Origin of the sequence: Pantoea sp., from assembly GCF_032114055.1 — a bacterium.
Lineage (GTDB): Bacteria > Pseudomonadota > Gammaproteobacteria > Enterobacterales > Enterobacteriaceae > Pantoea.
This window is the reverse complement of the sequence record NZ_DAMCTB010000005.1, coordinates 329,432-354,235: the sequence shown is the minus strand read 5'-3', so window position 1 is coordinate 354,235 and position 24,804 is coordinate 329,432. Positions and strand designations below refer to the sequence as shown.

At 56.1% G+C, this 24,804-nt stretch carries 24 protein-coding genes; 1 reads left to right on the top strand and 23 read right to left on the bottom strand.

The features are described from left to right. Positions 1-215: 215 nt before the first annotated feature. The 19 genes from cpoB to sdhC form a co-directional block, all read right to left on the bottom strand. Entirely contained in the window at positions 216-1,010 is a 795-nt protein-coding gene (cpoB, locus tag RT657_RS11655; protein WP_313654639.1) for a cell division protein CpoB, read from the bottom strand. 9 nt (positions 1,011-1,019) lie between these two features. After that, complete coding sequence (gene pal, locus RT657_RS11650) at positions 1,020-1,547, bottom strand: peptidoglycan-associated lipoprotein Pal (protein ID WP_111141611.1); 528 nt, start codon at positions 1,545-1,547, stop codon at positions 1,020-1,022. A 51-nt stretch (positions 1,548-1,598) separates the two neighbouring features. Next, positions 1,599-2,894 (bottom strand): Tol-Pal system beta propeller repeat protein TolB, encoded by a 1,296-nt coding sequence (tolB, locus tag RT657_RS11645; protein ID WP_313654638.1) that lies wholly within the window; start codon positions 2,892-2,894, stop codon positions 1,599-1,601. A 114-nt stretch (positions 2,895-3,008) separates the two neighbouring features. Continuing rightward, entirely contained in the window at positions 3,009-4,358 is a 1,350-nt protein-coding gene (gene tolA, locus RT657_RS11640) for a cell envelope integrity protein TolA (protein WP_313654637.1), read from the bottom strand. 27 nt (positions 4,359-4,385) lie between these two features. Further along, on the bottom strand, positions 4,386-4,814 hold the full coding sequence (gene tolR / locus RT657_RS11635; RefSeq protein WP_013357153.1) for a colicin uptake protein TolR: 429 nt from the start codon (positions 4,812-4,814) through the stop codon (positions 4,386-4,388). Between the two features lie 13 nt (positions 4,815-4,827). Next, complete coding sequence (gene tolQ, locus RT657_RS11630; RefSeq protein ID WP_128085646.1) at positions 4,828-5,514, bottom strand: Tol-Pal system protein TolQ; 687 nt, start codon at positions 5,512-5,514, stop codon at positions 4,828-4,830. After that, the gene (gene ybgC, locus RT657_RS11625; protein ID WP_313654636.1) at positions 5,511-5,915 is read right to left on the bottom strand and encodes a tol-pal system-associated acyl-CoA thioesterase; all 405 of its coding nucleotides are present in this window, start codon (positions 5,913-5,915) and stop codon (positions 5,511-5,513) included. Before ybgC ends, tolQ begins: the two co-directional genes overlap by 4 nt. A 178-nt stretch (positions 5,916-6,093) precedes the next feature. Continuing rightward, entirely contained in the window at positions 6,094-6,387 is a 294-nt protein-coding gene (gene ybgE, locus RT657_RS11620) for a cyd operon protein YbgE (protein WP_313654635.1), read from the bottom strand. Further along, on the bottom strand, positions 6,387-6,491 hold the full coding sequence (gene cydX, locus RT657_RS11615; protein ID WP_313654634.1) for a cytochrome bd-I oxidase subunit CydX: 105 nt from the start codon (positions 6,489-6,491) through the stop codon (positions 6,387-6,389). Before cydX ends, ybgE begins: the two co-directional genes overlap by 1 nt. Before the next feature lie 15 nt (positions 6,492-6,506). Continuing rightward, positions 6,507-7,646 carry a cytochrome d ubiquinol oxidase subunit II gene (gene cydB / locus RT657_RS11610; protein ID WP_313654633.1) on the bottom strand — a complete coding sequence of 380 codons (1,140 nt, stop codon included), beginning with the start codon at positions 7,644-7,646 and terminating at the stop codon, positions 6,507-6,509. A gap of 11 nt (positions 7,647-7,657) precedes the next feature. Next, complete coding sequence (cydA, locus tag RT657_RS11605) at positions 7,658-9,229, bottom strand: cytochrome ubiquinol oxidase subunit I (protein ID WP_313654632.1); 1,572 nt, start codon at positions 9,227-9,229, stop codon at positions 7,658-7,660. A gap of 570 nt (positions 9,230-9,799) precedes the next feature. Then, entirely contained in the window at positions 9,800-10,675 is an 876-nt protein-coding gene (sucD, locus tag RT657_RS11600; protein ID WP_111141778.1) for a succinate--CoA ligase subunit alpha, read from the bottom strand. Beyond that, a complete protein-coding gene (gene sucC, locus RT657_RS11595) occupies positions 10,675-11,841 on the bottom strand; it encodes an ADP-forming succinate--CoA ligase subunit beta (RefSeq protein ID WP_313654631.1) in 1,167 nt (388 codons plus the stop codon). The genes sucD and sucC overlap by 1 nt, the downstream gene beginning before the upstream one ends. 68 nt (positions 11,842-11,909) lie before the next feature. Then, on the bottom strand, positions 11,910-13,130 hold the full coding sequence (odhB, locus tag RT657_RS11590) for a 2-oxoglutarate dehydrogenase complex dihydrolipoyllysine-residue succinyltransferase (RefSeq protein WP_313654630.1): 1,221 nt from the start codon (positions 13,128-13,130) through the stop codon (positions 11,910-11,912). Between the two features lie 15 nt (positions 13,131-13,145). Continuing rightward, entirely contained in the window at positions 13,146-15,953 is a 2,808-nt protein-coding gene (sucA, locus tag RT657_RS11585; RefSeq protein ID WP_313654629.1) for a 2-oxoglutarate dehydrogenase E1 component, read from the bottom strand. A 200-nt stretch (positions 15,954-16,153) separates the two neighbouring features. Beyond that, positions 16,154-16,870: a succinate dehydrogenase iron-sulfur subunit gene (locus RT657_RS11580; protein WP_009091413.1), complete on the bottom strand. Its 717-nt coding sequence runs from the start codon at positions 16,868-16,870 to the stop codon at positions 16,154-16,156. A gap of 14 nt (positions 16,871-16,884) precedes the next feature. Further along, the gene (gene sdhA / locus RT657_RS11575) at positions 16,885-18,651 is read right to left on the bottom strand and encodes a succinate dehydrogenase flavoprotein subunit (RefSeq protein WP_313654628.1); all 1,767 of its coding nucleotides are present in this window, start codon (positions 18,649-18,651) and stop codon (positions 16,885-16,887) included. Next, positions 18,652-18,999, bottom strand: coding sequence for a succinate dehydrogenase membrane anchor subunit (sdhD, locus tag RT657_RS11570; RefSeq protein ID WP_009091417.1), 348 nt, complete (start codon positions 18,997-18,999; stop codon positions 18,652-18,654). Then, positions 18,993-19,382, bottom strand: a complete 390-nt coding sequence (gene sdhC, locus RT657_RS11565) for a succinate dehydrogenase cytochrome b556 subunit (protein WP_313654627.1) — start codon at positions 19,380-19,382, stop codon at positions 18,993-18,995. Before sdhC ends, sdhD begins: the two co-directional genes overlap by 7 nt. Positions 19,383-20,014: 632 nt before the next feature. On the opposite strand from sdhC, the gene RT657_RS11560 reads away from it, so the two are divergent. Next, on the top strand, positions 20,015-21,298 hold the full coding sequence (locus RT657_RS11560; protein WP_313654625.1) for a citrate synthase: 1,284 nt from the start codon (positions 20,015-20,017) through the stop codon (positions 21,296-21,298). Positions 21,299-21,563: 265 nt separating this feature from the next. On the opposite strand, the gene nei is transcribed toward RT657_RS11560, so the two are convergent. From nei to RT657_RS11540, 4 genes are read right to left on the bottom strand one after another with little or no spacing between them, the layout of a single operon-like run. After that, positions 21,564-22,352 (bottom strand): endonuclease VIII, encoded by a 789-nt coding sequence (gene nei, locus RT657_RS11555; protein WP_313654623.1) that lies wholly within the window; start codon positions 22,350-22,352, stop codon positions 21,564-21,566. An 11-nt stretch (positions 22,353-22,363) separates the two neighbouring features. After that, positions 22,364-23,011, bottom strand: coding sequence for a pyroglutamyl-peptidase I (gene pcp / locus RT657_RS11550; RefSeq protein WP_313654622.1), 648 nt, complete (start codon positions 23,009-23,011; stop codon positions 22,364-22,366). Between the two features lie 6 nt (positions 23,012-23,017). Continuing rightward, positions 23,018-24,034 (bottom strand): DUF979 domain-containing protein, encoded by a 1,017-nt coding sequence (locus RT657_RS11545; protein ID WP_313654620.1) that lies wholly within the window; start codon positions 24,032-24,034, stop codon positions 23,018-23,020. Then, positions 24,034-24,762, bottom strand: a complete 729-nt coding sequence (locus RT657_RS11540) for a DUF969 domain-containing protein (RefSeq protein ID WP_128085634.1) — start codon at positions 24,760-24,762, stop codon at positions 24,034-24,036. The genes RT657_RS11545 and RT657_RS11540 overlap by 1 nt, the downstream gene beginning before the upstream one ends. Positions 24,763-24,804 lie beyond the last annotated feature (42 nt).

Sequence of the window (24,804 nt, the reverse complement as noted above, 5' to 3'; positions counted from 1 at the left end):
GCGACCAATTGATTAAAAGTCAACTGCTCTACCAACTGAGCTAACGACCCATCTTCAGGCTTACCAGACACATCTGCAATGTGTCCCGGCAACGGCGGCATATATTACTGATTTAACGAGGTAGCGCAACTCTTATTTCTGCCAGAAGTGCCAACTGCCTACCTTTCATACGGCAAGACCAGAAATCACACGATATCTGGTCATAACCGGTCAAATTACAGGCTTGCCAGACGTTTCTGAGCCTGTTTCGCAGAATCAGTATCCGGATAAAGTTTAATCACCTGCTGGAAGACCGCTTTGGCTTTCGCCGTGTCTTTTTTCTCCTGCATGATGACGCCCACTTTAAACAGCGCTTCTGCGGCTTTCGGCGACTTCGGATAGTTCTTCACTACCGTGGCGTAATAGTAAGCCGCGTCGTCCTTTTTGCCTTTGTTGTAGTTCAGCTGACCGAGCCAGTAATTCGCATTCGGCTGATAAGTCGAATCCGGATAACGTTTTACCCACGCCTGAAGCGCACTGATCGCCTGGTCATACTGTTTCTTCTCCAGAATCAGCGCCACAGCCGCGTTGTAGTCGCTGTTAGCATCACCCGTTTGTGCTGGCGCACTCTGCGTGGATGCGGCCGCGCCTGTGGTCGCTGCAGCGCCGGTATCTGCTGCGGCATCACTGCCGGCCGCCTGCTGACCGCCGCCACTGCTGGCGCTGCTCAGGCTGTCGATCTGCTGATAAAGCTGCTTCTGCCGCTCGACCACCTGATTCAGCTGATACGTATTTTGCTGGATTTGCCCACGCAGCGCGTCGATATCACGCTGGTTATCGCTCATCTGCTGCTGCAGTTGTTGCATCAGCTGTGCCTGGGCATTGGAGATTCGTTCAAGAGTGGTGACACGGTCTTCGACCGAGCCGGAGCCAACGCTACTGATTGACGCTTGGGCATTAGCGGCCCAGGGGGCCGCTACGCCAATCAGTAACGACAGACTCAGGAGATGACGTCTGAAGTTACTAACCATGTGATTCTCTTAGTAGACCAGTACAGCACGACGGTTTTTAGAGTACGCTGCTTCGTCATGACCCAGAACGGCTGGCTTCTCTTTACCGTAAGAAACGATAGACATCTGATCAGCCGACACGCCTTTACCCTGCAGGTACATTTTCACAGCGTTAGCACGACGTTCGCCCAGGGCGATGTTGTATTCCGGCGTACCGCGCTCATCCGCGTGACCTTCGATGGTCACTTTGTAAGATGGGTTGCTGCGCAGGAAGCTTGCGTGCTGATCCAGCATCTGTGCGTAATCAGACTGAACGTCATATTTGTCCAGGCCGAAGTACACGATGTTGTTCTGCTGCAGCTGCTGCATCTGCAGACGAGCCTGCTCGTCAGAAGACATGTTGCCGCCGTTGCCGTTCATGCCAGAGTTTGCACCGTAAGCGCCATCAGCGCCCATGCCAGTCTGGTCATTGTTGTTGTTTTTGTGTGAGCTACAAGCTGCTACTGCCAGAACCGGCAGAGCCAGCATCAAACCCTTCAGCACTTTGTTCAGTTGCATTTCAAAAATCCCATTATTGTTTATTGTTTGCGATGTCTGACGTATCAGACATTACAGATACGGCGACCAGGCAGGAAATTTTACCTGTCCATCAGTTGCCGGAAGACGCGCTTTGAAACGGCCGTCGGTTGAAACCAGATGCAGCACGGAACCCATACCCTGAGTAGAGCTGTAGATTACCATTGTGCCGTTTGGTGCCAGGCTCGGCGTTTCATCCAGGAACGTGTCCGTTAACGTTTGAACGGCTCCCGTTTCCAGATCCTGTTTGGCGACGTGTTGCGCACCACCGCTGGTGCTGATCATCACCATTGATTTACCGTCTGTAGCGACATCTGCGTCCTGGTTCTGACCCCCTTCCCAGGTAATACGCTGTGGTGTGCCGCCATTAACGCCAATTTTGTAGATCTGAGGTGCACCGGCCTGATCGGAAGTATAAGCCAGTGTCTGACTATCCGGGAACCAGGTCGGTTCAGTGCTGTTATAGCGACCATCGGTCACCTGACGCGTCTGCCCGGAGGCGAGATCCATCACATAGAGGTTCAGGCTGCCGGTTTTAGAGAGCGCGAACGCCAGCTTAGAACCGTCCGGTGAGAACGCTGGCGCACCGTTGTGACGTGGATAGGACGCCACCTGACGGATTGCACCGTTAGAGAGGGTCTGAACCACCAGCGCAGACTTGCCACTTTCAAAGGTCACATAGGCGACTTTGCTGCCGTCCGGAGACCAGGCGGGTGACATCAGCGGCTGCGGTGAACGGTGCACAACAAACTGGTTGTAACCGTCATAATCGGCAACGCGCAGCTCATACGGGAACTGGCCGCCGTTAGTCTGTACGACGTAGGCGATACGGGTGCGGAAAGCGCCCTTGATACCGGTCAGTTTCTGGAAAGTTTCATCGCTGGCAGTATGCGCAGCATAACGCAGCCACTGTTTGGTCACTTTGTAGGAGTTCTGAGCCAGTACAGTACCCGGCGCACCGCCGGTATCCACCAGCTGGTAAGAGACCTGATAACTGCCATCCGGATTAGGCGCAACCTGGCCTACCACGACCGCATCGATGCCCAGTGCGCTCCATGCGGCAGGCTGAACTTCCTGTGCACTGGTTGGCTGCTGTGGCAGACGTGAACGATCAAGCGGATTAAATTTGCCACTGTTGCGCAGGTCAGCGGCCACGATGCCGCCCACATCTTCCGGTGCGGCACCCGAGCCAGCCCATTTAAACGGCACCACGCCAATCGGACGTGCGGTATTCACACCCTGGGTGATTTCAATCCGGACCTCTGCATGCAGCACGGCTGCCCACAGCAGGATAAAAAAGCCTAACGTAACGCGAAGAGCTTGCTTCATTTTATCTCCCTTATCTGAACCTTAGTCCACGATAATTGGCACTGTTCCTGGAAACCACGAGTAAGACTTAGTACGGCAAGCTAACCATAGATCAACTTGCCGCCCGTTACTGCATTATTGCGGTTTAAAACGCATCGGTGCGTTCTTAAACACTTCGTAGACCGCCTGCGAAGGCGGCTTCGGAATTCGTGCCTGTCGGGCGGCGGTAATCGCGGCCTGACAGAGCGCAGGGTCTCCGCCTTCTGACTTAACATCAATCAACAAGCCATCCGGCGCAAGTTTAATCCGCAAATCACAGGTTTTTCCGCGATAGAGATCCGCATCATAGAACCGGCTCTGAATCGCACTGACCACCTGTCCCATGTAGGAGTTGATCTCCGCGCCTGTCGCACCGGCTTTCTTCTGGTTTCCCTGCCCTGCGGCGCCACCGGAGGCACCGCTTTTCGGTGCATTTTTACCGGACGTCAGGCCGCCCAGTAAATCATCGACGTCGCTGTCATTGGCCGCATCGGCGGCCGCTTTCGCTTTGGCATCGGCCTTAGCTTTCGCCGCGGCATCGGCTTTGGCTTTCGCTGCCGCATCCGCTTTCGCTTTGGCTGCGGCCTCTGCTTTCGCTTTGGCTGCGGCTTCTGCCTTCTCTTTAGCCGCCTCTTTCGCTGCTTCAGCTTTGGCTTTAGCCGCCTCTGCGGCTTTCTCTTTGGCTGCCTCAGCGGCTTTTTCTTTCGCCTCTTCCGCCGCTTTCGCTTTGGCTTCGGCGGCTTTCTCTTTGGCCTCTTCCGCCGCTTTCGCTTTGGCTTCGGCAGCGGCTTTCGCTTTGGCTTCGGTGGCCGCTTTCGCATCCGCTTCCGATTTGGCTTTCGCTTCGGCGACGGCTTTCTCTTTAGCCGCCGCCGCTGCGGCGGCTTTGGCCTGCTGATCAGCCTGCTTTTTTGCCTCGGCTGCCGCCTGCTTCGCCTCTTCGGCAGCGGCTTTGGCCTGGGCATCTGCCTGCGCTTTTGCCTCGGCTTTGGCTTTGGCCGCTGCGGCTTCAGCCGTTTTCTGCTGCGCCTGCGCCTGCTTCGCCGCCTCTTCTGCCGCTTTCTGCTGGGCCGCCTGCTGCTTCGCCTCTTCTTTCGCCGTTTCCTGCGCCGCTAAGCGCTCTTTTTCCAGCGCTTTCAGACGCTGCTGCTCAGCCGCCTGTTTCTGCTGCAGCTCTTCAGCCTGCTGCTGCGCCTGCTTTTTACGCTGCTGCTCAGCACGCTGACTGTCGCTCTGCTGGTTCTGCTGACGATTGTATTGACTGACAACGGCACCGGGATCGACCATAACCGCATCAATATCACCGCCGCCGCCCCCCGCACTGCTGGGGTCAATGTGCTCATTAAACGAGCTCCATATCAGCAGCGCGATCAGCACGATATGCAGAATCACCGAAATGATTATCGCGCGCTTTAACTTCTCGTTTTGCTCGGTTGCCTTCGACACACTCGGTTCCCAAAAAACGGTTCGATTTTAAATCGGCTGCGTCATCAAACCGACAGATTTAACACCCGCCTGGTGCAGCAGGTTCAGCGCTTTAATAATTTCATCGTAAGGCACCTCTTTCGCGCCCCCGATTAAAAAGACCGTCTTAGGATTCGCTTCCAGCCGACGCTGCGCTTCGCTGATCACCTGCTCTGGCGGCAGTTGATCCATGCGGTCGTGATCCACGACCAGGCTGTATTGCCCTACGCCCGCGACTTCAACAATGACCGGCGGATTATCATCGCTGGAAACGGTTTTCGAGTCGGTGGCATCGGGCAGATCCACTTCCACGCTCTGGGTAATAATGGGCGCCGTTGCCATGAAGATCAGCAGCAGCACCAACAGGACGTCCAGGAGCGGAACGATGTTGATTTCCGACTTCAGGTCGCGGCTTTTGCGACCACGTACTCTGGCCATCATTAACCTCTATTTACTTAGCGCTATCGCTGGAGAAAGCCTGGCGATGCAGGATGGCAGTGAACTCTTCCATGAAGTTGTCGTAGCCCTGCTCCAGTTTATTCACGCGCTGGTTCAGACGGTTGTACGCCATGACCGCCGGAATCGCGGCAAACAGGCCGATTGCGGTCGCAATCAGCGCTTCGGCGATACCCGGTGCCACCATCTGCAGCGTCGCCTGCTTCACCGCGCCCAGCGCGATAAAGGCGTGCATGATCCCCCAGACCGTACCGAACAGTCCGATATAAGGGCTGATGGAGCCCACGGTGCCGAGAAAGGGAATATGGTTTTCCAGCGCTTCCAGCTCGCGGTTCATGGAGATGCGCATCGCACGGCTGGCGCCTTCGATAACCGCTTCCGGTGCATGGTTGTTAGCGCGATGCAGACGGGCAAACTCTTTGAAGCCGGAGTAGAAGATCTGCTCCGAACCCGCCAGCTCGTCACGACGTTCCTGGCTTTCATGATAAAGACGGGAAAGCTCGATGCCGGACCAGAACTTGTCTTCAAACGCCTCCGCTTCTCTGCCCGCCGCATTCAGAATACGTGTGCGCTGAATAATGATGGCCCAGGAGGCAATAGAAAAGCCGATCAAAATCAACATGATAAGTTTGACCAGAAGGCTCGCCTTCAGGAACAAATCAAGAATGTTCATGTCAGTCACTGCTTGAACTCCGCGACAATAGACTTGGGAAGCGCAATCGGCTTCATCAGATGTGGGTTGATGCAGGCAATCAGGACTTCTGCCTCATTGAGCACTTTGCCTTCAGTATTCACGATACGTTGCGTGAACGTCATGGTAGCGCGGGTCATTGATGTCACTTCGCTCTGGATTTCCAGAAGGTCATCAAGACGCGCCGCCGCCAGGTAGTCCACCGTCATACGCCGCACCACAAAAGCGACCTGCTGCTCTAATAGCGTCTGCTGACTGAAATGGTGCTGGCGCAACATTTCGGTACGTGCTCGTTCATAAAAAGCGATATAGCTGGCGTGATAAACCACACCACCGGCATCAGTATCTTCGTAATAGACCCGAACCGGCCAGCGAAACAGCGTTGTACTCACTCTACATCCCGGCCTCGTTTTAAACGTTGCTACTATACGCAAGAGAATTGGGGTTGGGAATGGGTCGCCAGAGCCAGACGAAAATAATTATCGCTCCGTAACAAACGGAACGATTTCAGGAAGATTTATTGACCAGACGCTGACAAAAATTCACTGTCAGCGCCGGTAAGAGAGGGATTCAGAGGTAAAAATGGTAAAGCGCCAGGCATAATACCAGCATGGCGGGTAACGGCGTGAAGAGCGCCTGCCATCGGCTCTTTTGTGGCCGGAAACCCACGCCGTGGATCACGCCGGTGCAGACCGCCCAGATCAGCACCAGCCCCTGCAGCGCCGGTAACGAGCCAGCCTGACTGCCAATATGCGTCGGGTCCCACATCACCGCCCCGGCTGTGACCAGCGCCAGCAGCAGTGAAAGGGCCCGCAGCGGGGCCCTGTCCATCAGATCACAGAGCATCCGGATGGGCTCTCGCATCAGCGCTGCTCATCCTGCGCGTCAGCCTGCTCAATCGCCAGCGCGGTCACGATACCAAAAGCGCAGGCCAGCAGGGTGCCGAGAATCCAGGCAAAATACCACATGCGACGTCTCCTTAATTAATAGAGTGAGTGACTGTTGCTTTCAATGTGCTCTTTGGTGATACGGCCAAACATCTTCCAGTAGCACCAGGTGGTATAAGCCAGAATGATCGGCACGAAGATCACGGCTGCCACGGTCATGGTCTGCAGCGTCAGCAGGCTGGAGGTCGCGTCCCACATAGTCAGACTCACGCCCGGCACGGTGCTGGAAGGCATGATGAACGGAAACATCGCAATGCCGGCGGTCATGATGACGCAGGCCAGCGTCAGCGAGGAGAACAGGAACGCCCAGGCGCCCTTCTCTATCCGGGAGCAGAGGATGGTGAGCAGCGGCAGCACCACGCCCAGCAGCGGGAACAGCCACAGCACCGGATGCTGGCGGAAGTTGCCCATCCAGGCTCCTGCTTCACGCACGACGGTTTTACCCAGCGGGTTAGAGACTGCGAAGTGATCCATCGTGCTGGTGACGACATAGCCCGGAATGCCGTAGTTGACCCAGACGCCCGCCAGGATAAAGCAGACCATCATCACCAGCGCGGCAAGCTGCGCAGCGGTGCGTGAGCGCAGATGGAGCTCACCCGTGGTGCGCATCTGCAAATAAGTTGCCCCCTGCGCCAGAATCATCGCCACGCTGACCACCCCCGCCAGCAGTCCAAACGGATTAAGCAGCTGGAAGAAGTTACCGGTGTAGAACAGGCGCAGATACTCATCGGCATGGAACGGTACCCCCTGCAGCAGGTTACCAAACGCCACGCCGATCACCAGTGGCGGCACGAAGCTGCCAATGAAAATGCCCCAGTCCCAGGCACCGCGCCAGCGGGTATCTTCGATCTTTGAACGATAATCGAAGCCGACCGGGCGGAAGAACAGCGATGCCAGCACCAGAATCATCGCCATGTAGAAGCCGGAAAAAGCCGCAGCGTAAACCATCGGCCAGGCCGCAAACAGTGCCCCACCCGCGGTGATCAGCCAGACCTGATTACCGTCCCAGTGAGGGGCAATGCTGTTAATCATGATGCGACGTTCGGTGTCGGTCCGACCCAGAATGCGTGTCAGCATTCCGACGCCCATATCAAAACCATCGGCGATGGCAAAACCGATTAGCAGCACGCCAATCAACAGCCACCAGACAAAGCGCAGAACTTCATAATCAAACATGGTCGTTCTCCTTATCCCTGCACCGGCTGAGGGGTTGCCGTGATCTGCTCATGATGATAACGCCCCGTTTTCAGGCTGCTTGGCCCCAGACGGGCAAATTTAAACATCAGGTACATTTCAGCCACCAGGAACAGCGTGTAGAGTCCGCAAATCAGGATCATCGAGAACAGCAGATCGCCGGTAGTCAGAGAGGAGTTGGCCACTGCGGTCGGCAGAATCTCACCGATAGCCCAGGGCTGACGGCCATATTCCGCCACGAACCAGCCCGACTCGACGGCAATCCAGGGAAGCGGGATCCCGAACAGTGCTGCTTTCAGCAACAGGCGGTTTTTGCCTACGCGATTACGTATCACGCTCCAGAATGCGAGGGTGATAATGCCCAGCAGCAGTACGCCACACAGCACCATGATGCGGAACGCGAAGTAGAGCGGCGCCACGCGCGGAATAGAGTCCTGCGTCGCCTGCTTGATCTGCGCTTCTGTCGCATCTGCCACATTGTCGGTATAGCGTTTCAGGAGCAGGCCGTAGCCGAGATCCTGTTTATGCTGGTTAAAGGCGTCACGCACCGCCGGATCCTGGCTGCCACTGCGCAGTGCATTCAGCAGGGCGTACGCTTTCATACCGTTGCGGATGCGGAGTTCATGCTGTGCCATCAGATCTTTCAGGCCAGTGACCGGCTTGTCGACGGAACGGGTGGCGATCAGGCCCAGCAGCCAGGGGATCTGCACGGCATAGCGATTCTCCTGCGTCGCCTGATCGGGCAGGCCAAAGAGGGTAAAAGAGGCAGGTGCTGGCTGGGTATCCCACTCCGCTTCAATCGCGGCCAGCTTGGTTTTCTGCACATCCCCCATTTCATAGCCTGATTCGTCACCCAGCAGAATCACGGAGAGCACTGCCGCCATCCCGAAACTGGCCGCGATAGCGAAAGAGCGTTTTGCAAACGCAAGGTCGCGGCCTTTCAGCATGTACCAGGCGCTGATGCCGAGAATGAACATCGCCCCGGTGGTGTAACCTGCCGCCACGGTGTGGACGAATTTCACCTGCGCCACCGGATTCAGTACCAGCTGGGAGAAGCTCACCATCTCCATACGCATGGTTTCGAAATTGAATTCAGAGGCGATGGGGTTCTGCATCCAGCCGTTGGCGACCAGAATCCACAGGGCAGACATGTTTGAACCCAGCGCGACCAGCCAGGTGACCGCCAGATGCTGCACTTTACCCAGTCGATCCCAGCCAAAGAAGAACAGGCCGACAAAGGTGGATTCCAGAAAGAACGCCATCAGCCCTTCGATAGCGAGCGGCGCGCCAAAGATATCGCCGACATAGTGAGAGTAATATGACCAGTTTGTCCCGAACTGAAATTCCATGGTCAGGCCGGTAGCCACACCCAGCGCAAAGTTAATCCCGAATAACTTGCCCCAGAATTTGGTCATATCTTTATAAATCTGTTTGCCGCTCAGGACATAAACCGTTTCCATAATCGCCAGTAAAAACGCCATGCCGAGCGTTAAAGGGACGAACAGAAAATGGTACATCGCCGTTAAGGCAAACTGTAACCGCGACAGCTCGACGATATCTAACATAAAGACTCCTTGCTCCTCGCTTTGTCTCCGTCACGCACACGATAAATTGGACGTAATCAGAGTCAGGAACGACTGTTTAATAATTCCAGTTTTTTATTACCCGCAGAACAGGGCCATGAGCTGCCTGACCAGGCGAGTCGTGAATAAGGCAGCTCTGAGAATTGTCAATCCGCGCTTTCATGAACGCGTGCTTAAACAGGAGAAAAGCGGGTGTCATCCCGGGCTGAGCAGACGTTTGAAAATCTGTGTAAAAGGCTGGATTGATGCAGCGCAATTTACGCCTTTAACGCTGCGCTTTGCCAGCAATATAGTTGGATATAAATCGCGATTAATTGATCTGGATTAACGCAATAAGTTTCCAGATCGAGCCAGGTCAGTTTCTTGTTAATAAGATGTCATTATTTAAATCTGAAATAAGCAAATAGCTTACTATCGCCACTATCCGTTAACGTAATGGATGACACAATGCTCTTATGACACCCCCGCTTCTCTCTGCCGATGGCAGATCTGTGCCTTTGGCCCATAAAAAAAGCCACCCGAAGGTGGCTTCTTAACTTCCGTCGATCAGACTTAGCGAGCAGGTAAAACAGCTTTCACCGCGTCACCGATGTCCGCCAGGCTGCGAACGGTTTTCACGCCTGCGGCTTCCAGCGCAGCAAACTTCTCATCTGCGGTGCCTTTACCCCCGGCGATGATCGCACCGGCATGACCCATACGCTTGCCTTTCGGCGCGGTCACACCCGCGATGTAGCCGACGACTGGCTTCGTCACGTGCTCTTTGATGAAGGCTGCGGCTTCTTCTTCGGCGCTGCCGCCGATCTCACCGATCATGACGATCGCTTCCGTCTGCGGATCGTCCTGGAACATTTTCAGGATGTCGATGAAGTTAGAGCCCGGGATTGGGTCGCCGCCGATGCCGACACAGGTCGACTGGCCGTAACCGATATCCGTGGTTTGCTTAACTGCTTCATACGTCAGCGTACCGGAACGGGAGACGATACCCACGCGGCCCGGCTGGTGAATGTGGCCAGGCATGATGCCGATTTTACATTCGCCAGGAGTGATAACGCCCGGGCAGTTTGGCCCGATCATCCGCACACCCGCTTCATCCAGCTTCATTTTCACGGTCAGCATATCCAGCGTCGGGATACCTTCGGTGATGGTGATGATCAGTTTGATGCCCGCTTCAATCGCTTCCAGGATGCCATCTTTGCAGAAAGGCGCTGGAACGTAGATCACGGTGGCTGTGGCACCGGTCGCTTCTACCGCTTCGCGCACGGTGTTGAACACCGGCAGGCCGAGATGGGTCGTGCCGCCTTTACCTGGGGTTACGCCGCCAACCAGCTGCGTACCATAAGCCAGCGCCTGCTCAGAGTGGAACGTCCCCTGGCCGCCAGTGAAACCCTGGCAGATGACTTTGGTGTTTTTGTCGATCAGAATGGACATTATTTACCCTCCGCGGCAGCAACAACACGCTGTGCGGCGTCTGTCAGGCTGGTTGCTGCAATGATGTTCAGACCGCTGTCCGCCAGTTTCTGGGCGCCCAGCTCGGCGTTGTTACCTTCCAGACGTACCACAACCGGCACGTTCACACCCACTTCAGCGACGGCGCCGATGATGCCGTCGGCAATCAGGTCACAGCGTACGATGCCGCCGAAGATGTTAACGAAGACGGCTTTTACCGCATCGTCAGACAGGATGATTTTGAAGGCTTCGGTTACGCGCTCTTTGGTTGCGCCGCCGCCGACATCCAGGAAGTTGGCTGGCTGACCGCCGTGGTGCTTAACGATGTCCATGGTGCCCATCGCCAGGCCTGCGCCGTTAACCATACAACCGATGTTGCCTTCCAGCGCAACATAGTTCAGTTCCCACTGTGTCGCATGGGCTTCACGTGGATCTTCCTGGCTTGGATCGCGCATTTCTCGCAGCTCTGGCTGGCGGAACAGGGCATTGCCATCGGCTCCCAGTTTGCCATCCAGGCAGATCAGATCGCCCTGTTTGGTGATAACCAGCGGGTTGATCTCAACCATCGCCAGATCGCGCTCCAGGAACAGGGTCGCCAGACCCATAAAGATCTTGGTGAACTGGCCTACCAGCTTACCGGTCAGGCCCAGTTTGAAGGCCAGCTCGCGGCCCTGATAAGGCTGCGGGCCCGTCAGCGGATCCAGTGCCATTTTGTGAATCAGGTGCGGGGTTTCTTCCGCCACTTTTTCGATTTCCACGCCACCTTCGGTAGAGGCCATGAAAATGACGCGACGCGTCGCGCGATCGACCACGGCGCCCAGGTAGAGCTCCTGATCGATATCTGTCGCCGCTTCAACCAGAATCTGGTTAACCGGCTGACCACTTGCATCTGTCTGGTAGGTCACCAGGCGTTTGCCCAGCCAGTTTTCAGCAAAAGCACGGATCTCTTCTTTGCTGTTAACCACTTTCACACCGCCCGCTTTACCGCGGCCACCGGCATGAACCTGACATTTAACTACCCACGGGCCTGCGCCAATTTTAGAGGCTGCTTCTTCCGCTTCACGTGGTGTAGTACAGGCGTAACCCGTTGGTGCCGGCATGCCATACCGTGCAAACAGCTGTTTCGCCTGGTATTCGTGTAAGTTCATGATGTTCTATCCATTCAGGTCTGAAAAGAGTAATGAAGGTTGGGCGCGCGAGGCGCGCCCGGTGAAAATCAGACATCCAGCAGCAGGCGCGCCGGATCTTCCAGCATCTCTTTCACTGCAACCAGATAACCCACTGATTCGCGGCCATCGATCAGACGGTGGTCGTAAGAGAGTGCCAGGTACATCATTGGCAGCACGACAACCTGACCATTGACCGCCATCGGGCGATCTTTGATAGCGTGCATACCCAGGATGGCGCTCTGCGGTGGGTTGATAATCGGGGTGGACATCAGAGAACCAAAGACGCCGCCGTTGGTGATGGTGAAGTTACCGCCGGTCAGATCTTCCACGGTCAGCTTGCCATCACGGCCTTTCACCGCCAGCTCTTTAATTTTCTTCTCGATGTCCGCCATGCTCAGCGCATCCACATCACGCAGAACCGGGGTCACCAGGCCACGCGGCGTGGAGACAGCGATGCTGACGTCGAAGTAGTTGTGGTAAACCACATCTTCACCATCGATAGACGCATTCACTTCCGGATAGCGTTTCAGCGCTTCAACGACCGCTTTCAGGTAGAAAGACATAAAGCCCAGACGCACGCCGTGACGCTTCTCGAACGCCTCACCATACTGCTTGCGCAGATCCATGATCGGCTTCATGTTGATTTCGTTGAAGGTCGTCAGCATTGCGGTGCTGTTTTTCGCTTCCAGCAGACGCTCCGCCACGCGCTTGCGCAGACGGGTCATCGGCACGCGTTTTTCACTGCGATTCGCCACTGGCTGCTGTACCGCCGCGGTGTCCGCTGACGGTGCGGCAGTGCTGGCCTTCGGCGCGTTCGCCAGATGTTTTTCAACATCTTCGCGGGTCAGACGTCCGCCTACACCGCTGCCTTTAATCTGCGACGCATCCAGGTTGTGTTCGGCAATCAGGCGGCGAATCGCCGGGCTGAGTGCATCGTTGCTCTCTTCTTCCAGAGACGCAGTCTGACGCTGAGCCGGAGTCGACTCTTTGCTTTCAGATTTTGCGCTGGTCTCTTTGCCGGCACTGTTGCCCTCTTTCAGGCGACCCAGGATCTGGCGGGACGTGACGGTGGCACCCTCTTCTTCCAGCACCGCTTCCAGGATACCGTCAGCAGCGGCTGGCACTTCCAGCACCACTTTATCGGTTTCGATTTCAACCAGCACTTCATCGCGAGTGACGGCATCGCCTGGTTTTTTGTGCCAGGTTGCCACTGAGGCATCGGCAACCGATTCAGGCAGGTCGGGAACGAGAATATCTACGCTACTCATTATCTTTCCTTTTAATTAATTAACGTTCAGCGCGTCATTAACCAGGTCTTGCTGCTGTTGTTGGTGTACGGACATGTAACCCACGGCTGGTGAAGCCGAGGCCGGGCGGCCTGCATAACGTAAAGTGGCACCAAACGGCACAACTTCACGGAAGTGATGCTGACTGCAATACCAGGCGCCCTGATTCAGCGGCTCTTCCTGGCACCAGACAAAGTCCTGTACGTGAGAATACGCTTTTAATGCTTCCTGCACCGCCTGATGCGGGAACGGATAAAGCTGTTCGATGCGCACGATAGCCACATCGGTCTGCTCGTTTTTACGGCGCTGCTCCAGCAGGTCGTAATAGACTTTACCGGAACAGAGCACGACACGTTTAACGCCCTGCGGATCCAGATCGTCGATTTCACCAATGGCGGGCTGGAAGCTGCCATTCGCCAGCTCATCCAGCGTGGAGATCGCCAGCGGATGACGCAACAGCGACTTCGGTGACATTACGATCAGTGGACGACGCATACCGCGCAGCGCCTGACGACGCAGCATGTGGTAAACCTGTGCTGGCGTGGACGGCACGCAAACCTGCATGTTCTGCTCAGCGCAGAGTTGCAGGTAACGCTCCAGACGCGCAGAGGAGTGCTCCGGGCCCTGTCCTTCATAGCCGTGCGGCAGCAGCATCACCAGGCCACACATCCGGCCCCACTTCTGCTCGCCTGAGCTGATGAACTGGTCGATAACAACCTGAGCGCCATTGGCGAAGTCACCAAACTGCGCTTCCCAGATGGTCAGGATGCGTGGCTCTGCGGTGGCGTAGCCATATTCGAACGCCAGTACGGCTTCTTCAGACAGTACGGAGTCCCAGACTTTGAACTGCCCCTGGCCGCTGTGCACATGGTGCAGAGGGGTGTAGGTCGAACCGTTTGACTGGTTATGGATCACCGCATGACGGTGGAAGAAGGTGCCGCGACCGCTGTCTTCGCCCGACAGGCGCACCGGAATGCCTTCATCCACCAGCGTGGCGTAGGCCAGGTTTTCCGCGCCGCCCCAGTCAAAGGCTTTTTCGCCTTCGGCCATCAGACGACGGTCGTTGTAAATTTTGGCCACGCGCGACTGCACTTCAACCTCTTCAGGCACCTGGCTGATACGCAGCGCCAGCTCCTTCAGACGTTTCATTTCGACCTGGGCTGGATAAGGCTCGTCCCACTCATGGTTCAGGTAAGGAGACCAAGTAAAGGAGTGCAGGCTCATCGGACGCCACTCCGGCACCACACACTCGCCCGCATCCAGCGCGTCACGATAAAGATTGACCATCTCGGTCGCATCTTCCTGGGTGGCGATGGCTTCGCCTTCCAGACGGTCGGCGTAGATTTTACGCGGCGTCGGATGTTTTTTGATTTTCTGGTACATCAGCGGCTGCGTCGCACTTGGCTCATCCGCCTCGTTGTGACCATGACGGCGATAGCAGACCAGATCGATAAACACATCACGCTTAAAGGTGTTGCGGTAGTCGAGCGCCAGACGGGTCACAAACGCGACGGCTTCCGGATCGTCGGCGTTGACGTGGAAGATCGGGGCCAGCACCATTTTGCCGATGTCGGTGCAGTAAGGGGTCGAACGCGCATCTTTCGGGTTGGAGGTGGTGAAGCCAACCTGGTTGTTGATGACGATGCGAACGGTGCCGCCCACTTCATAACCGCGCGCCTGAGACATGTTCAGGGTTTCCTGCACCACGCCCTGGCCGATGACGGCCGCATCACCGTGAATGGTAATGGGTAATACTTTGTTGCTGGCAGGTTCATCCAGACGATCCAGACGGGCGCGAACAGAGCCCATGACTACCGGGCTGACGATCTCCAGGTGCGACGGGTTAAACGCCAGCGCCAGGTGAACCAGGCCGCCTTCGGTTTCCACGTCTGAAGAGAAGCCCATGTGGTACTTCACGTCACCGGTGCCGAGATGCTCTTTGTGCTTGCCCGCGAACTCATCGAACAGATCCTGGGGTTTTTTGCCCAGCACGTTGATCAGCACGTTGAGACGGCCACGGTGCGCCATTCCCAGCACCACTTCGCGGGTGCCACTTTTACCGGCGTGACGGATCATCTCGCGCAGCATTGGCACCAGCGCATCACCGCCTTCCAGCGAGAAGCGTTTAGCGCCCGGGAATTTCGCACCCAGATATTTTTCCAGCCCTTCTGCTGCGGTCAGCTCTTTCAGGAAACCTTTCTTCTCTTCGTTGCTGAACGCTGCACGGCCCGCGACGGATTCAAGACGCTGCTGGATCCAGCGCTTCTCGTCCGTGTTGTTGATGTGCATATACTCCGCACCGATTGAGCCGCAGTAAGTCTGTGTCAGCGCCTCAAAGAGATCGGCCAGCTTCATGGTCTCTTTGCCGATGGCGAAAGAGCCGACGTTAAAGCTTTCCTGAAAATCGGCCTCAGTCAGATCGTGAAAAGCGGGATCAAGATCGGCGACCCGGTCCTGTTTCCACAGGCCGAGCGGATCAAGATTGGCATGCTGATGGCCGCGAAAACGAAACGCGTTGATCAGCTGCAGCACTTTCACTTGCTTGGAGTTGGTTTCCGGATCGGAGAGAGATGAGGTGTAACGAGATGCGTCTTTCGCCAGGCGACGGAAGTACTCACGTGTGGTGGAGTGAAACTGCTCAGGTTTCATTCCGGTGCCCGGTAACTGTTGGAACATCGAGCGCCACACTGCATCGACAGAGTCAGGATCGGTCAGGAAATCCTCATAGAGCTGCTCTATGTAAGACTGATTCGCGCCGGCCAGCCAGGAAGAGTCCAGCCAGGGCTTCATCGCGCTGTTCTGCATTGTGATCCCTTAAGCATTGCTATGCTTTTTTGAGGTTTCATTTGTTGCCGCTTTCGCGGTTTGCCGTAGTGAGTTCAGCGATACGAGCACTCTGCGCAGCGCGCGTGGCCCGTAAGGGAACCTTTGTAAACGTGGTCATTACCGCGCTTACAGAGGTTTCCGTAAAACACCGGGAACCTGAGGTTCCCGGCAGAGAAACATTATGCGCCGCGCTGCAGCAGCATCGACTTGATATGGCCGATGGCGCGCGTCGGGTTCAGCCCTTTCGGACAGACGCTCACACAGTTCATGATGCTGTGGCAGCGGAATACACTGAACGCATCATTCAGATTATCGAGGCGCGACTCGGTTTCGGTGTCGCGGCTGTCAATCAGGAAGCGGTACGCAGCCAGCAGACCAGCAGGACCGATAAATTTCTCAGGGTTCCACCAGAATGACGGGCATGAGGTAGAGCAGCAGGCACAGAGAATACATTCATACAGGCCATCCAGGTGCTCACGCTCATCCGGTGACTGCAGATGCTCGCGTGCTGGCGGATTTTCCCCATTATTCAACAGGAAAGGCTTAATTTTCTCATATTGCGCATAAAACTGGCTCATGTCTACGACCAGGTCACGCACCACCGGCAGACCCGGTAAAGGACGGATAACAATTTTCTGTTTGCCGTTACCCAGTGCTGAAACAGGCGTGATACAGGCCAGGCCGTTTTTGCCGTTCATGTTCAGGCCATCAGAGCCGCAGACGCCTTCGCGGCAGGAGCGACGAAACGCCAGCGTAGGATCTTTCTCTTTCAGGCGAATCAGCGCATCCAGCAGCATCATATCGCGGCCATCTTCCGATTCCAGGGTGTAGTCCTGCATCCGTGGCTTGTCGTCAACGTCCGGATTATAGCGATAAATGGAAAACTCGAGTCTCATGATCGTCTCCGAAATTAGTAGGTACGCACTTTCGGCGGGAAGGCCGCGCGCAGTTTCGGCTGCATGTTCACCTCACGGCGCGTCATGCTTTCGGTTTCCGGGACATAAAGACTGTGGCACAGCCAGTTTTCATCATCACGATCCGGGAAGTCGAAGCGACTGTGGGCACCGCGGCTCTCGGTGCGATAGTTCGCCGCCACCGCCGTGGCATACGCCGTCTCCATCAGGTTATCCAGCTCCAGACATTCAATACGCTGCGTGTTGAAATCCGGTGAGCGATCATCCAGACGGGCTGATTTCAGCCGCTGACGGATCTCTTTCAGCTCTTCCAGACCCTGCGCCATCGCTTCGCCTTCGCGGAACACAGAGAAGTTGTTCTGCATGCAGCGCTGCAGCGCTTTACGAATCTCAACCGGGTCTTCACCGGTGGTGTTATTTTCCCAGCGGTTGAAGCGTGCCATGGCCGCGTCAATTTCATCCTGGGTAGCATCGCGCAGCTCGCCCTGCTCCTGGATACTTTCCAGCAGATGCAGGCCGGCCGCACGGCCAAAGACCACCAGGTCGAGCAGTGAGTTACCGCCCAGACGGTTAGCGCCGTGTACTGAGACACAGGCGATCTCGCCGACGGCGAACAGGCCCGGGATAACGACATCTTCGCCCTGCTCATTGACGCGCAGCGCCTGACCGGTCACTTTGGTCGGAATACCGCCCATCATGTAGTGGCAGGTCGGGATAACCGGAATCGGCTCTTTAATCGGATCGGCGTGCGCAAAGGTGCGTGACAGCTCAAGGATGCCCGGCAGACGGGACTCCAGTACTTCTTTGCCCAGATGGTCGAGTTTCAGTTTAATGTGCGGGCCCCATGGACCGTCACAGCCGCGACCTTCACGGATTTCAATCATCATTGAACGGGCAACCACGTCACGGCCCGCCAGATCTTTGGCGTTCGGCGCATAGCGCTCCATGAAGCGTTCGCCATGTTTGTTCAGCAGATAGCCGCCTTCACCACGGCAGCCTTCGGTGACCAGCACGCCCGCACCCGCGATACCGGTTGGGTGGAACTGCCACATTTCCATATCCTGCACGGGTACGCCCGCACGCAGTGCCATACCGACGCCGTCACCGGTGTTGATGTGAGCATTGGTGGTTGACTGATAGATGCGGCCCGCGCCGCCGGTCGCCAGAATGGTCGCTTTCGCTTTGAAGTAGACCGTTTCGCCGGTTTCAATGCAGATAGCGGTACAGCCGACGACTGCGCCATCGGCATTCTTCACCAGATCCAGCGCATACCACTCCGAGAAAATAGTGGTTTTGTTTTTCAGGTTCTGTTGATAAAGGGTGTGCAGCAGGGCGTGACCGGTACGGTCAGCAGCGGCTGCAGTACGCGCCGCCTGCTCACCACCGAAATTCTTCGACTGGCCGCCAAAAGGACGCTGATAGACGCGACCATCTTCCAGACGGGAGAATGGCAGGCCCATGTGCTCCAGCTCCAGAATCGCTTCCGGGCCAGTTTTACACATATATTCAATTGCGTCCTGGTCACCGATATAGTCGGAACCTTTGACGGTGTCATACATGTGCCATTCCCAGTTATCTTCATGGGTATTACCCAGCGCAACGGTGATACCGCCCTGCGCAGAAACAGTGTGGGAACGGGTCGGGAAAACTTTGGACAGCAGAGCACAGCTCTGGCCACCCTGGGAGATTTGCAGGGCGGCACGCATGCCTGCGCCACCTGCGCCGATCACCACGGCATCAAACTCTCTGATTGGCAAACTCATTTACACACCCCACACCACAACAAAACCATAAATCGCATACCACAACAGCGCCACGACAATCACAAACTGCAACAACAGGCGGGTTGGCAGTGATTTAACGTAGTCTGTTAACACCTGCCACATCCCAATCCAGCCGTGGATCAGAATAGAGAACAGCGTCAGCAGCGTGAAAACTTTGGTGAAGGCAGAAGCGAAGAAGCCACGCCACAGATCATAGGTCAGCGTGTCTGTCATCACCACGAAACCGAGGATGTAGACGATGTAAAGAGTAATGAGGATTGCAGTTGCCCGCAGCAGCAGCCAGTCCTGAATGCCGTTGCGACCCAATGCGGATGCATTGCTTACCATACGAGGACTCCCGCCAGAATTGCCAGCACGACAGTGATCACAAAAGTTAAATGAGCTGAGCGCTTACCAACCTGCAGCGTTTCAGCCAGATAACCAAAATCCATCAACATATGACGAATCCCGCTCACCGCGTGATAGGCCAGCGCAGTCAGGATGCCCCACATGATGAACTTCGCGAAGAAGCCATCCATAATGGACGCAGCATGCTGGAAACCTTCAGGAGAGGAGAGAGAGAGACCGAGCAGCCACAGCAGGATGCCAATGGCAACCAGGGTGATTACGCCGGAGACGCGGTGAAGAATGGACGATATTGCAGTAACGGGAAACCGGATCGTCGAGAGATCCAAGTTGACAGGTCTTTGTTTTTTCACGGTTTTGCCCACACAGCCTTTTTTATTTTGCTTCCTCCGGACCTGAGGCGGAGTCTAATCACAACGCGTGGCAGACTTTAACCGTCACCAAAAAAGCAACATCCAGTGTTAAGTGACGCGGTAATAAACGCTGGGTGGCTCCTGGTGTCAGGGTGTTCCGGAGACCTGGCGGAAGTATAAGAGGATCACATTCTGATTACAATTCCCCTACAAACTCTTTGGTATATTTTGGGTGGAACAGTGATCCGACTCACGATTTTCACAATTGATACAATTTTAATTATCTGATTTGACAATAGTTCAACAATTCAGTTACAAACTAAGCCTGTAAATTCCTATGATGCACAAAAGTTATGGGGATACACTTTCCCCTAAGCGCAAGTTATGTAACATTGCGATAATGAGCAACAAAAAGCATCAGGTTATTGGTTACCAAGAAGTTATATCCTGACCGGATCTTTAACAACCGCGATATGCAGCATGTCCATGGCTCACCGGTTCCTCCCCTGGAACGCGCCGCTCACTCTGTACCCTGCACCCGCTTTACCCCGCAGAGTGACACTGTGCAGTTTTGCCAACCGCAACATGAACGCGTTTCAGGTGTCTAAAGATCCTTACCTACATAAGGCGCTATGGAGACGAAAATGACAGATAAAAAAGTAACGCTAACCCTGCAAGATGGAACATCTGTAGAGCTGGACGTGCTGAAGGGCACGCTGGGCCAGGATGTGGTTGATGTCCGCGCTCTGGGTTCAAGTGGCCTGTTCACCTTCGATCCCGGTTTCACTTCTACAGCGTCCTGCGAATCTGCCATCACATTCATCGATGGTGATGAAGGCATCCTGCTGCATCGTGGTTTCCCGATTTCTGAGCTGGCCACCCACTCTAACTATCTGGAAGTCTGTTACATCCTGCTGAATGGCGAAGCGCCGGATCAGAAGCAGTTCGATGAGTTTCGTACCACCGTTACTCGCCACACGATGATTCATGAGCAGATTACCCGTCTGTTCCACGGCTTCCGTCGTGACTCTCACCCGATGGCAGTGATGTGCGGTGTGACCGGCGCACTGGCCGCGTTTTACCACGATTCACTGGATGTCAACATTGAGCGCCACCGTGAAATTGCGGCGTTCCGTCTGCTGTCGAAGATGCCGACCATGGCGGCAATGTGTTACAAATATTCCATCGGCCAGCCTTTTGTCTATCCGCGCAATGACCTCTCTTATGCGGGTAACTTCCTGCACATGATGTTCGCCACCCCGTGCGAAGAGTACAAGGTCAATCCGGTACTGGAACGTGCAATGGACCGTATCCTTATCCTGCATGCGGACCATGAGCAGAACGCCTCAACCTCGACCGTCCGTACCGCGGGTTCAAGCGGCGCGAATCCGTTTGCCTGTATCGCGGCAGGTATCGCCTCCCTGTGGGGACCGGCGCACGGGGGTGCCAATGAAGCGACCCTGCGTATGCTGGAAGAGATCAGCACCGTTGAGCACATTCCGGAGTTTGTGAAACGCGCTAAAGACAAGAATGACTCTTTCCGTCTGATGGGCTTTGGTCACCGCGTTTACAAAAACTACGATCCACGCGCGACGGTAATGCGCGATACCTGCCATGAAGTACTGAATGAGCTGGGTATGAAGGATGACCTGCTGGAAGTGGCGATGGAGCTGGAACACATTGCGCTGAACGACCCCTACTTCATCGAGCGCAAACTCTATCCAAACGTGGACTTCTACTCCGGTATTATCCTGAAAGCGATGGGTATTCCTTCCTCCATGTTTACGGTGATCTTTGCGATGGCCCGTACTGTTGGCTGGATTGCACACTGGAAAGAGATGCACGATGAAGGCATGAAGATTGCCCGTCCGCGCCAGCTCTACACTGGTTATACCGAGCGCGAATTCAGCTCTAAGCTGGAGAAGTAAGTTCGTGATGGCGGGGAGCGGGGAGACCTCTCCGCCTTAGCCAGCTGAGAAGCCTGCATACGGGTGAAGCTGGCCGCAACGAATCAGTTCACTGCGCAGGGAACCGGGTCAGAAGAGGAAAGCGTCCCGCGCCAGGAATGGCGCGTGACGAGCATGTCATAGATAACGGCTTTTGCGTCTTTCCGATCTGACCCTGTTTACTGAGCAGGCTCGGTTTTACAGCTGCCTGTTTCTACCCTCACCCGCTTTTAACTTCATGCCCTTTCTATCTCTGACACCCCGGACACCAGTAAAAAGGTCGCGATGACAGCGTGCCCTTCTCAACTATCGTGCCACAGCGCCGGCACGTCCTGCCCTGTCGATGAAACACCTCAAACTGGAACGCCGCTTCCTCATGATATTTCTTCATGGTGCCACGCATCCGGTAGGCGTGACGCGGCACCGAAAGCAGCGCCTCGCTGAATGCAGTCAGCTGATCCTCACTCAACTCCTGCGCCCGATGGTGTGGCAGTAGCTGCGCCAGCCAGAGAATTTCAGCGCGCAGGTAGTTACCCAGCCCGGCCAGAAACGCCTGATCCAGCAGCAGTCCACTGAACTGACGCCGCCGGAAACGGGGTGACAGCAGCCGCTCCCGCACCTCTTCAACGGTCAGCGCACTGCTCAGCACATCCGGCCCGATACGATTCAGGAACGGATGCGCCGCCAGCGTATCGGCGTTAAGCAGTTCAATATCGGAGGCACTGTAGAGCAGAATCGCTTTGCCCGCCGTCGCCAGCCGCACCCGCAGCTGACGGTTACTATTAAGTTCGGTATCGGGTTTCACAATCCGCCAGATGCCATAGAGCTGGTTATGGCTGTAGAGCGTCAGGCCGTTGCTGAAATGTGTCAGCAGCGCCTTGCCCCGCGTTTCAATGGCCTGCACCTGCTCACCAATCAACGCCGGTTCATAGGTCTTGAGCTGCGGAAAGGCGAACCATGCTTCCGTTAACGGCTGACCCACAATAGCGGCTTCGAGCTTATCCGCCACGCGGCGGACTTCCGGTCCTTCAGGCATCGTTCATCCTCTTAGTGGGTGGCACCGCCAGCCTGTTTAATGTCGTCGCCGGTCTCCAGCGTGACCCGTACGGCGATCTCCAGCGCCTGAATGATGGTCGCCAGCGCCATGCTCGGCGCGCCGGGGTGCTGCGCTGCCTGCTCAGGCAGATAGGGGATATGGATAAAGCCGCCCCGCGCCGGGCTCTCCTGCTGCTGAAGCCAGTGCAGCAGGCCATACATCACCCGGTTACAGGTAAAGGTGCCTGCCGTCTGTGACACCGACGCCGGAATGCCCGCCTCCCGCACGGCGGAGACGATCGCTTTTATCGGCAGCCGCGAAAAATAGGCGGCCGGACCGCCAGCCACCACGGGTTCATCAATGGGCTGATGCCCGCTGTTATCCGGGATGCGGGCATCATCGACATTAATACCGATACGCTCGACGGTGATGTCACTGCGACCACCCGCCTGCCCCACAGACAGCACCGCATCCGGTCTGATCTCTTCCAGCGCCTGATTCAGCACGCCGAGGACCTCATGGAAAACCACGGGCAGCTGGCGGATGACGATCTTCGCCCCGCCGATCTCTTTACCCTCCAGCGTCCGCACCGCTTCCCAGGAAGGATTAATCGTTTCACCGCCAAAAGGCTCAAAGGCCGTTATCAGGATCGTTTTCATGCTGCCTCACAGAAACATCAGGAAATAGAGCAGAAAAATGTTAACGATTAACAGTAGCACACCGGTTGGAATCTGAACTTTGATGACGGCGTTTCGGTCAGGCAGCTCCAGCAGCGCCGCCGGGACAATATTGAAGTTGGCCGCCATCGGCGTCATCAGCGTGCCGCAGTAGCCGGAGAACATGCCAATCGCCGCCATCACCGCCGGATTGCCGCCGTGCTGCAGCACCAGAATCGGAATGCCGACGCCTGCAGTGATAATCGGAAAGGCGGCAAAGGCGTTGCCCATAATCATGGTTAACAGCGCCATTCCGACAGCATAAACGGTGACTGCGACAAATCGGTTGTCGACTGCCAGCCAGGTTTCTGTCAGATGCGAAATGGCGCTGCCCACGCCCGCGCTGGTAAACAGTAGTCCCAGGGTCGCGAGGATCTGCGGCAGGATAAAGGCCCAGCCAATCGAATCCAGCAGACGGCGGGTCTCCTGCATCGACTGCACCGGTTTTTCATGGGTCAGTTTTAACGCCACCAGCCAGCCAATGACACAGCCGACCATCATTGAAAACAATGTTACCAGCGTGGCGTGATTTCCGGGACCGAACACCACATCCTGCAGACCGGGAACATGGTTAAACGCCAGAACGCCGACCACGGTCACGACCGGAATTGCCAGCGCAGGCAGAAACAGTTTATTGCGCAGACGCAGCGCACTGGCCTGCTTCTCTTCATCGCTGCGCTGATGATAGCGGCCCAGCCGGACGCCCCCCAGGCCGGCAATCAGCGCCATGATCACCACAATGACACCGATGGTGATATGCAGCATTCGGGTGCCCGCCGCGTCCGAACCCATCAGGCTGCTCATCATCTGCGTCGTCCAGTCACCGACCAGAAACACCAGGCCATACAGCGCCCAGAACAGGCCGGTCGTCAGACGGCGAGGATTCGCGCGGTCGCGCCAGGAGAGGATCGCCACTACCAGCAGCATGATGCCTGCCAGCCACATCAGATACTGTTGCTGGAACATTATGCGCCTCCTTTAGCTTTCAGCGCCTGACCGTTGAGCCGCTGCAGCTCACGCGCCAGCTGGCGGTCTAGCCGCACCAGGCGGGCCGAGTGGATCAGGAAGGCGGCCACGGCGGTCGGGATGCCCCATAGCGCGATGTGCAGCGGCTCGGTCTGGATCCCGGCGGACTCCTGCATAAAATTATGCATAAAGATAATTGCGCCAAACGCGACGAAGATATCCTCACCAAAGAACAGGCCGACATTGTCAGTCGCTGCCGACATCGCGCGCAGCCGATGGCGCAGTTCGGGCGTAATCTCGCCGTAGCGGTTTTCTGTCGCGCCTTCCGCCATCGGTGCCAGCAGCGGTCGCACCATCTGCGGATGGCCGCCGAGGCTGGTCAGCCCCAGCGCGGCGGTGATTTCGCGCACAAACAGATAGACGATCAGCAGACGGCCTGCGGTGGCCGTTTTAATCTGGGCAATCCACGCCTGAGCCCGCTCTTTCAGCCCGTGACGCTCCAGCAGGCCAATGACCGCCAGCGGCAGCAGCAGGATCAGCGGCAGGTTACGGGTGTTCAGAAAGCCTGCGCCCAGCTTTTCCAGAATGTCGGCCAGCGGCATCATCGCGGCCAGCCCGGTGACAAATCCGGCAATAATCACCACCAGCACCGGATTAAAACGCAATACGAAGCCAATTACGATGGCGGCAATGCCCAGTAATGGCCAGAGATTTACTGCACTCTCCATGCTTTTCCCTCAGAGTGAAAAACCCGGCGCATGCCGGGTTAA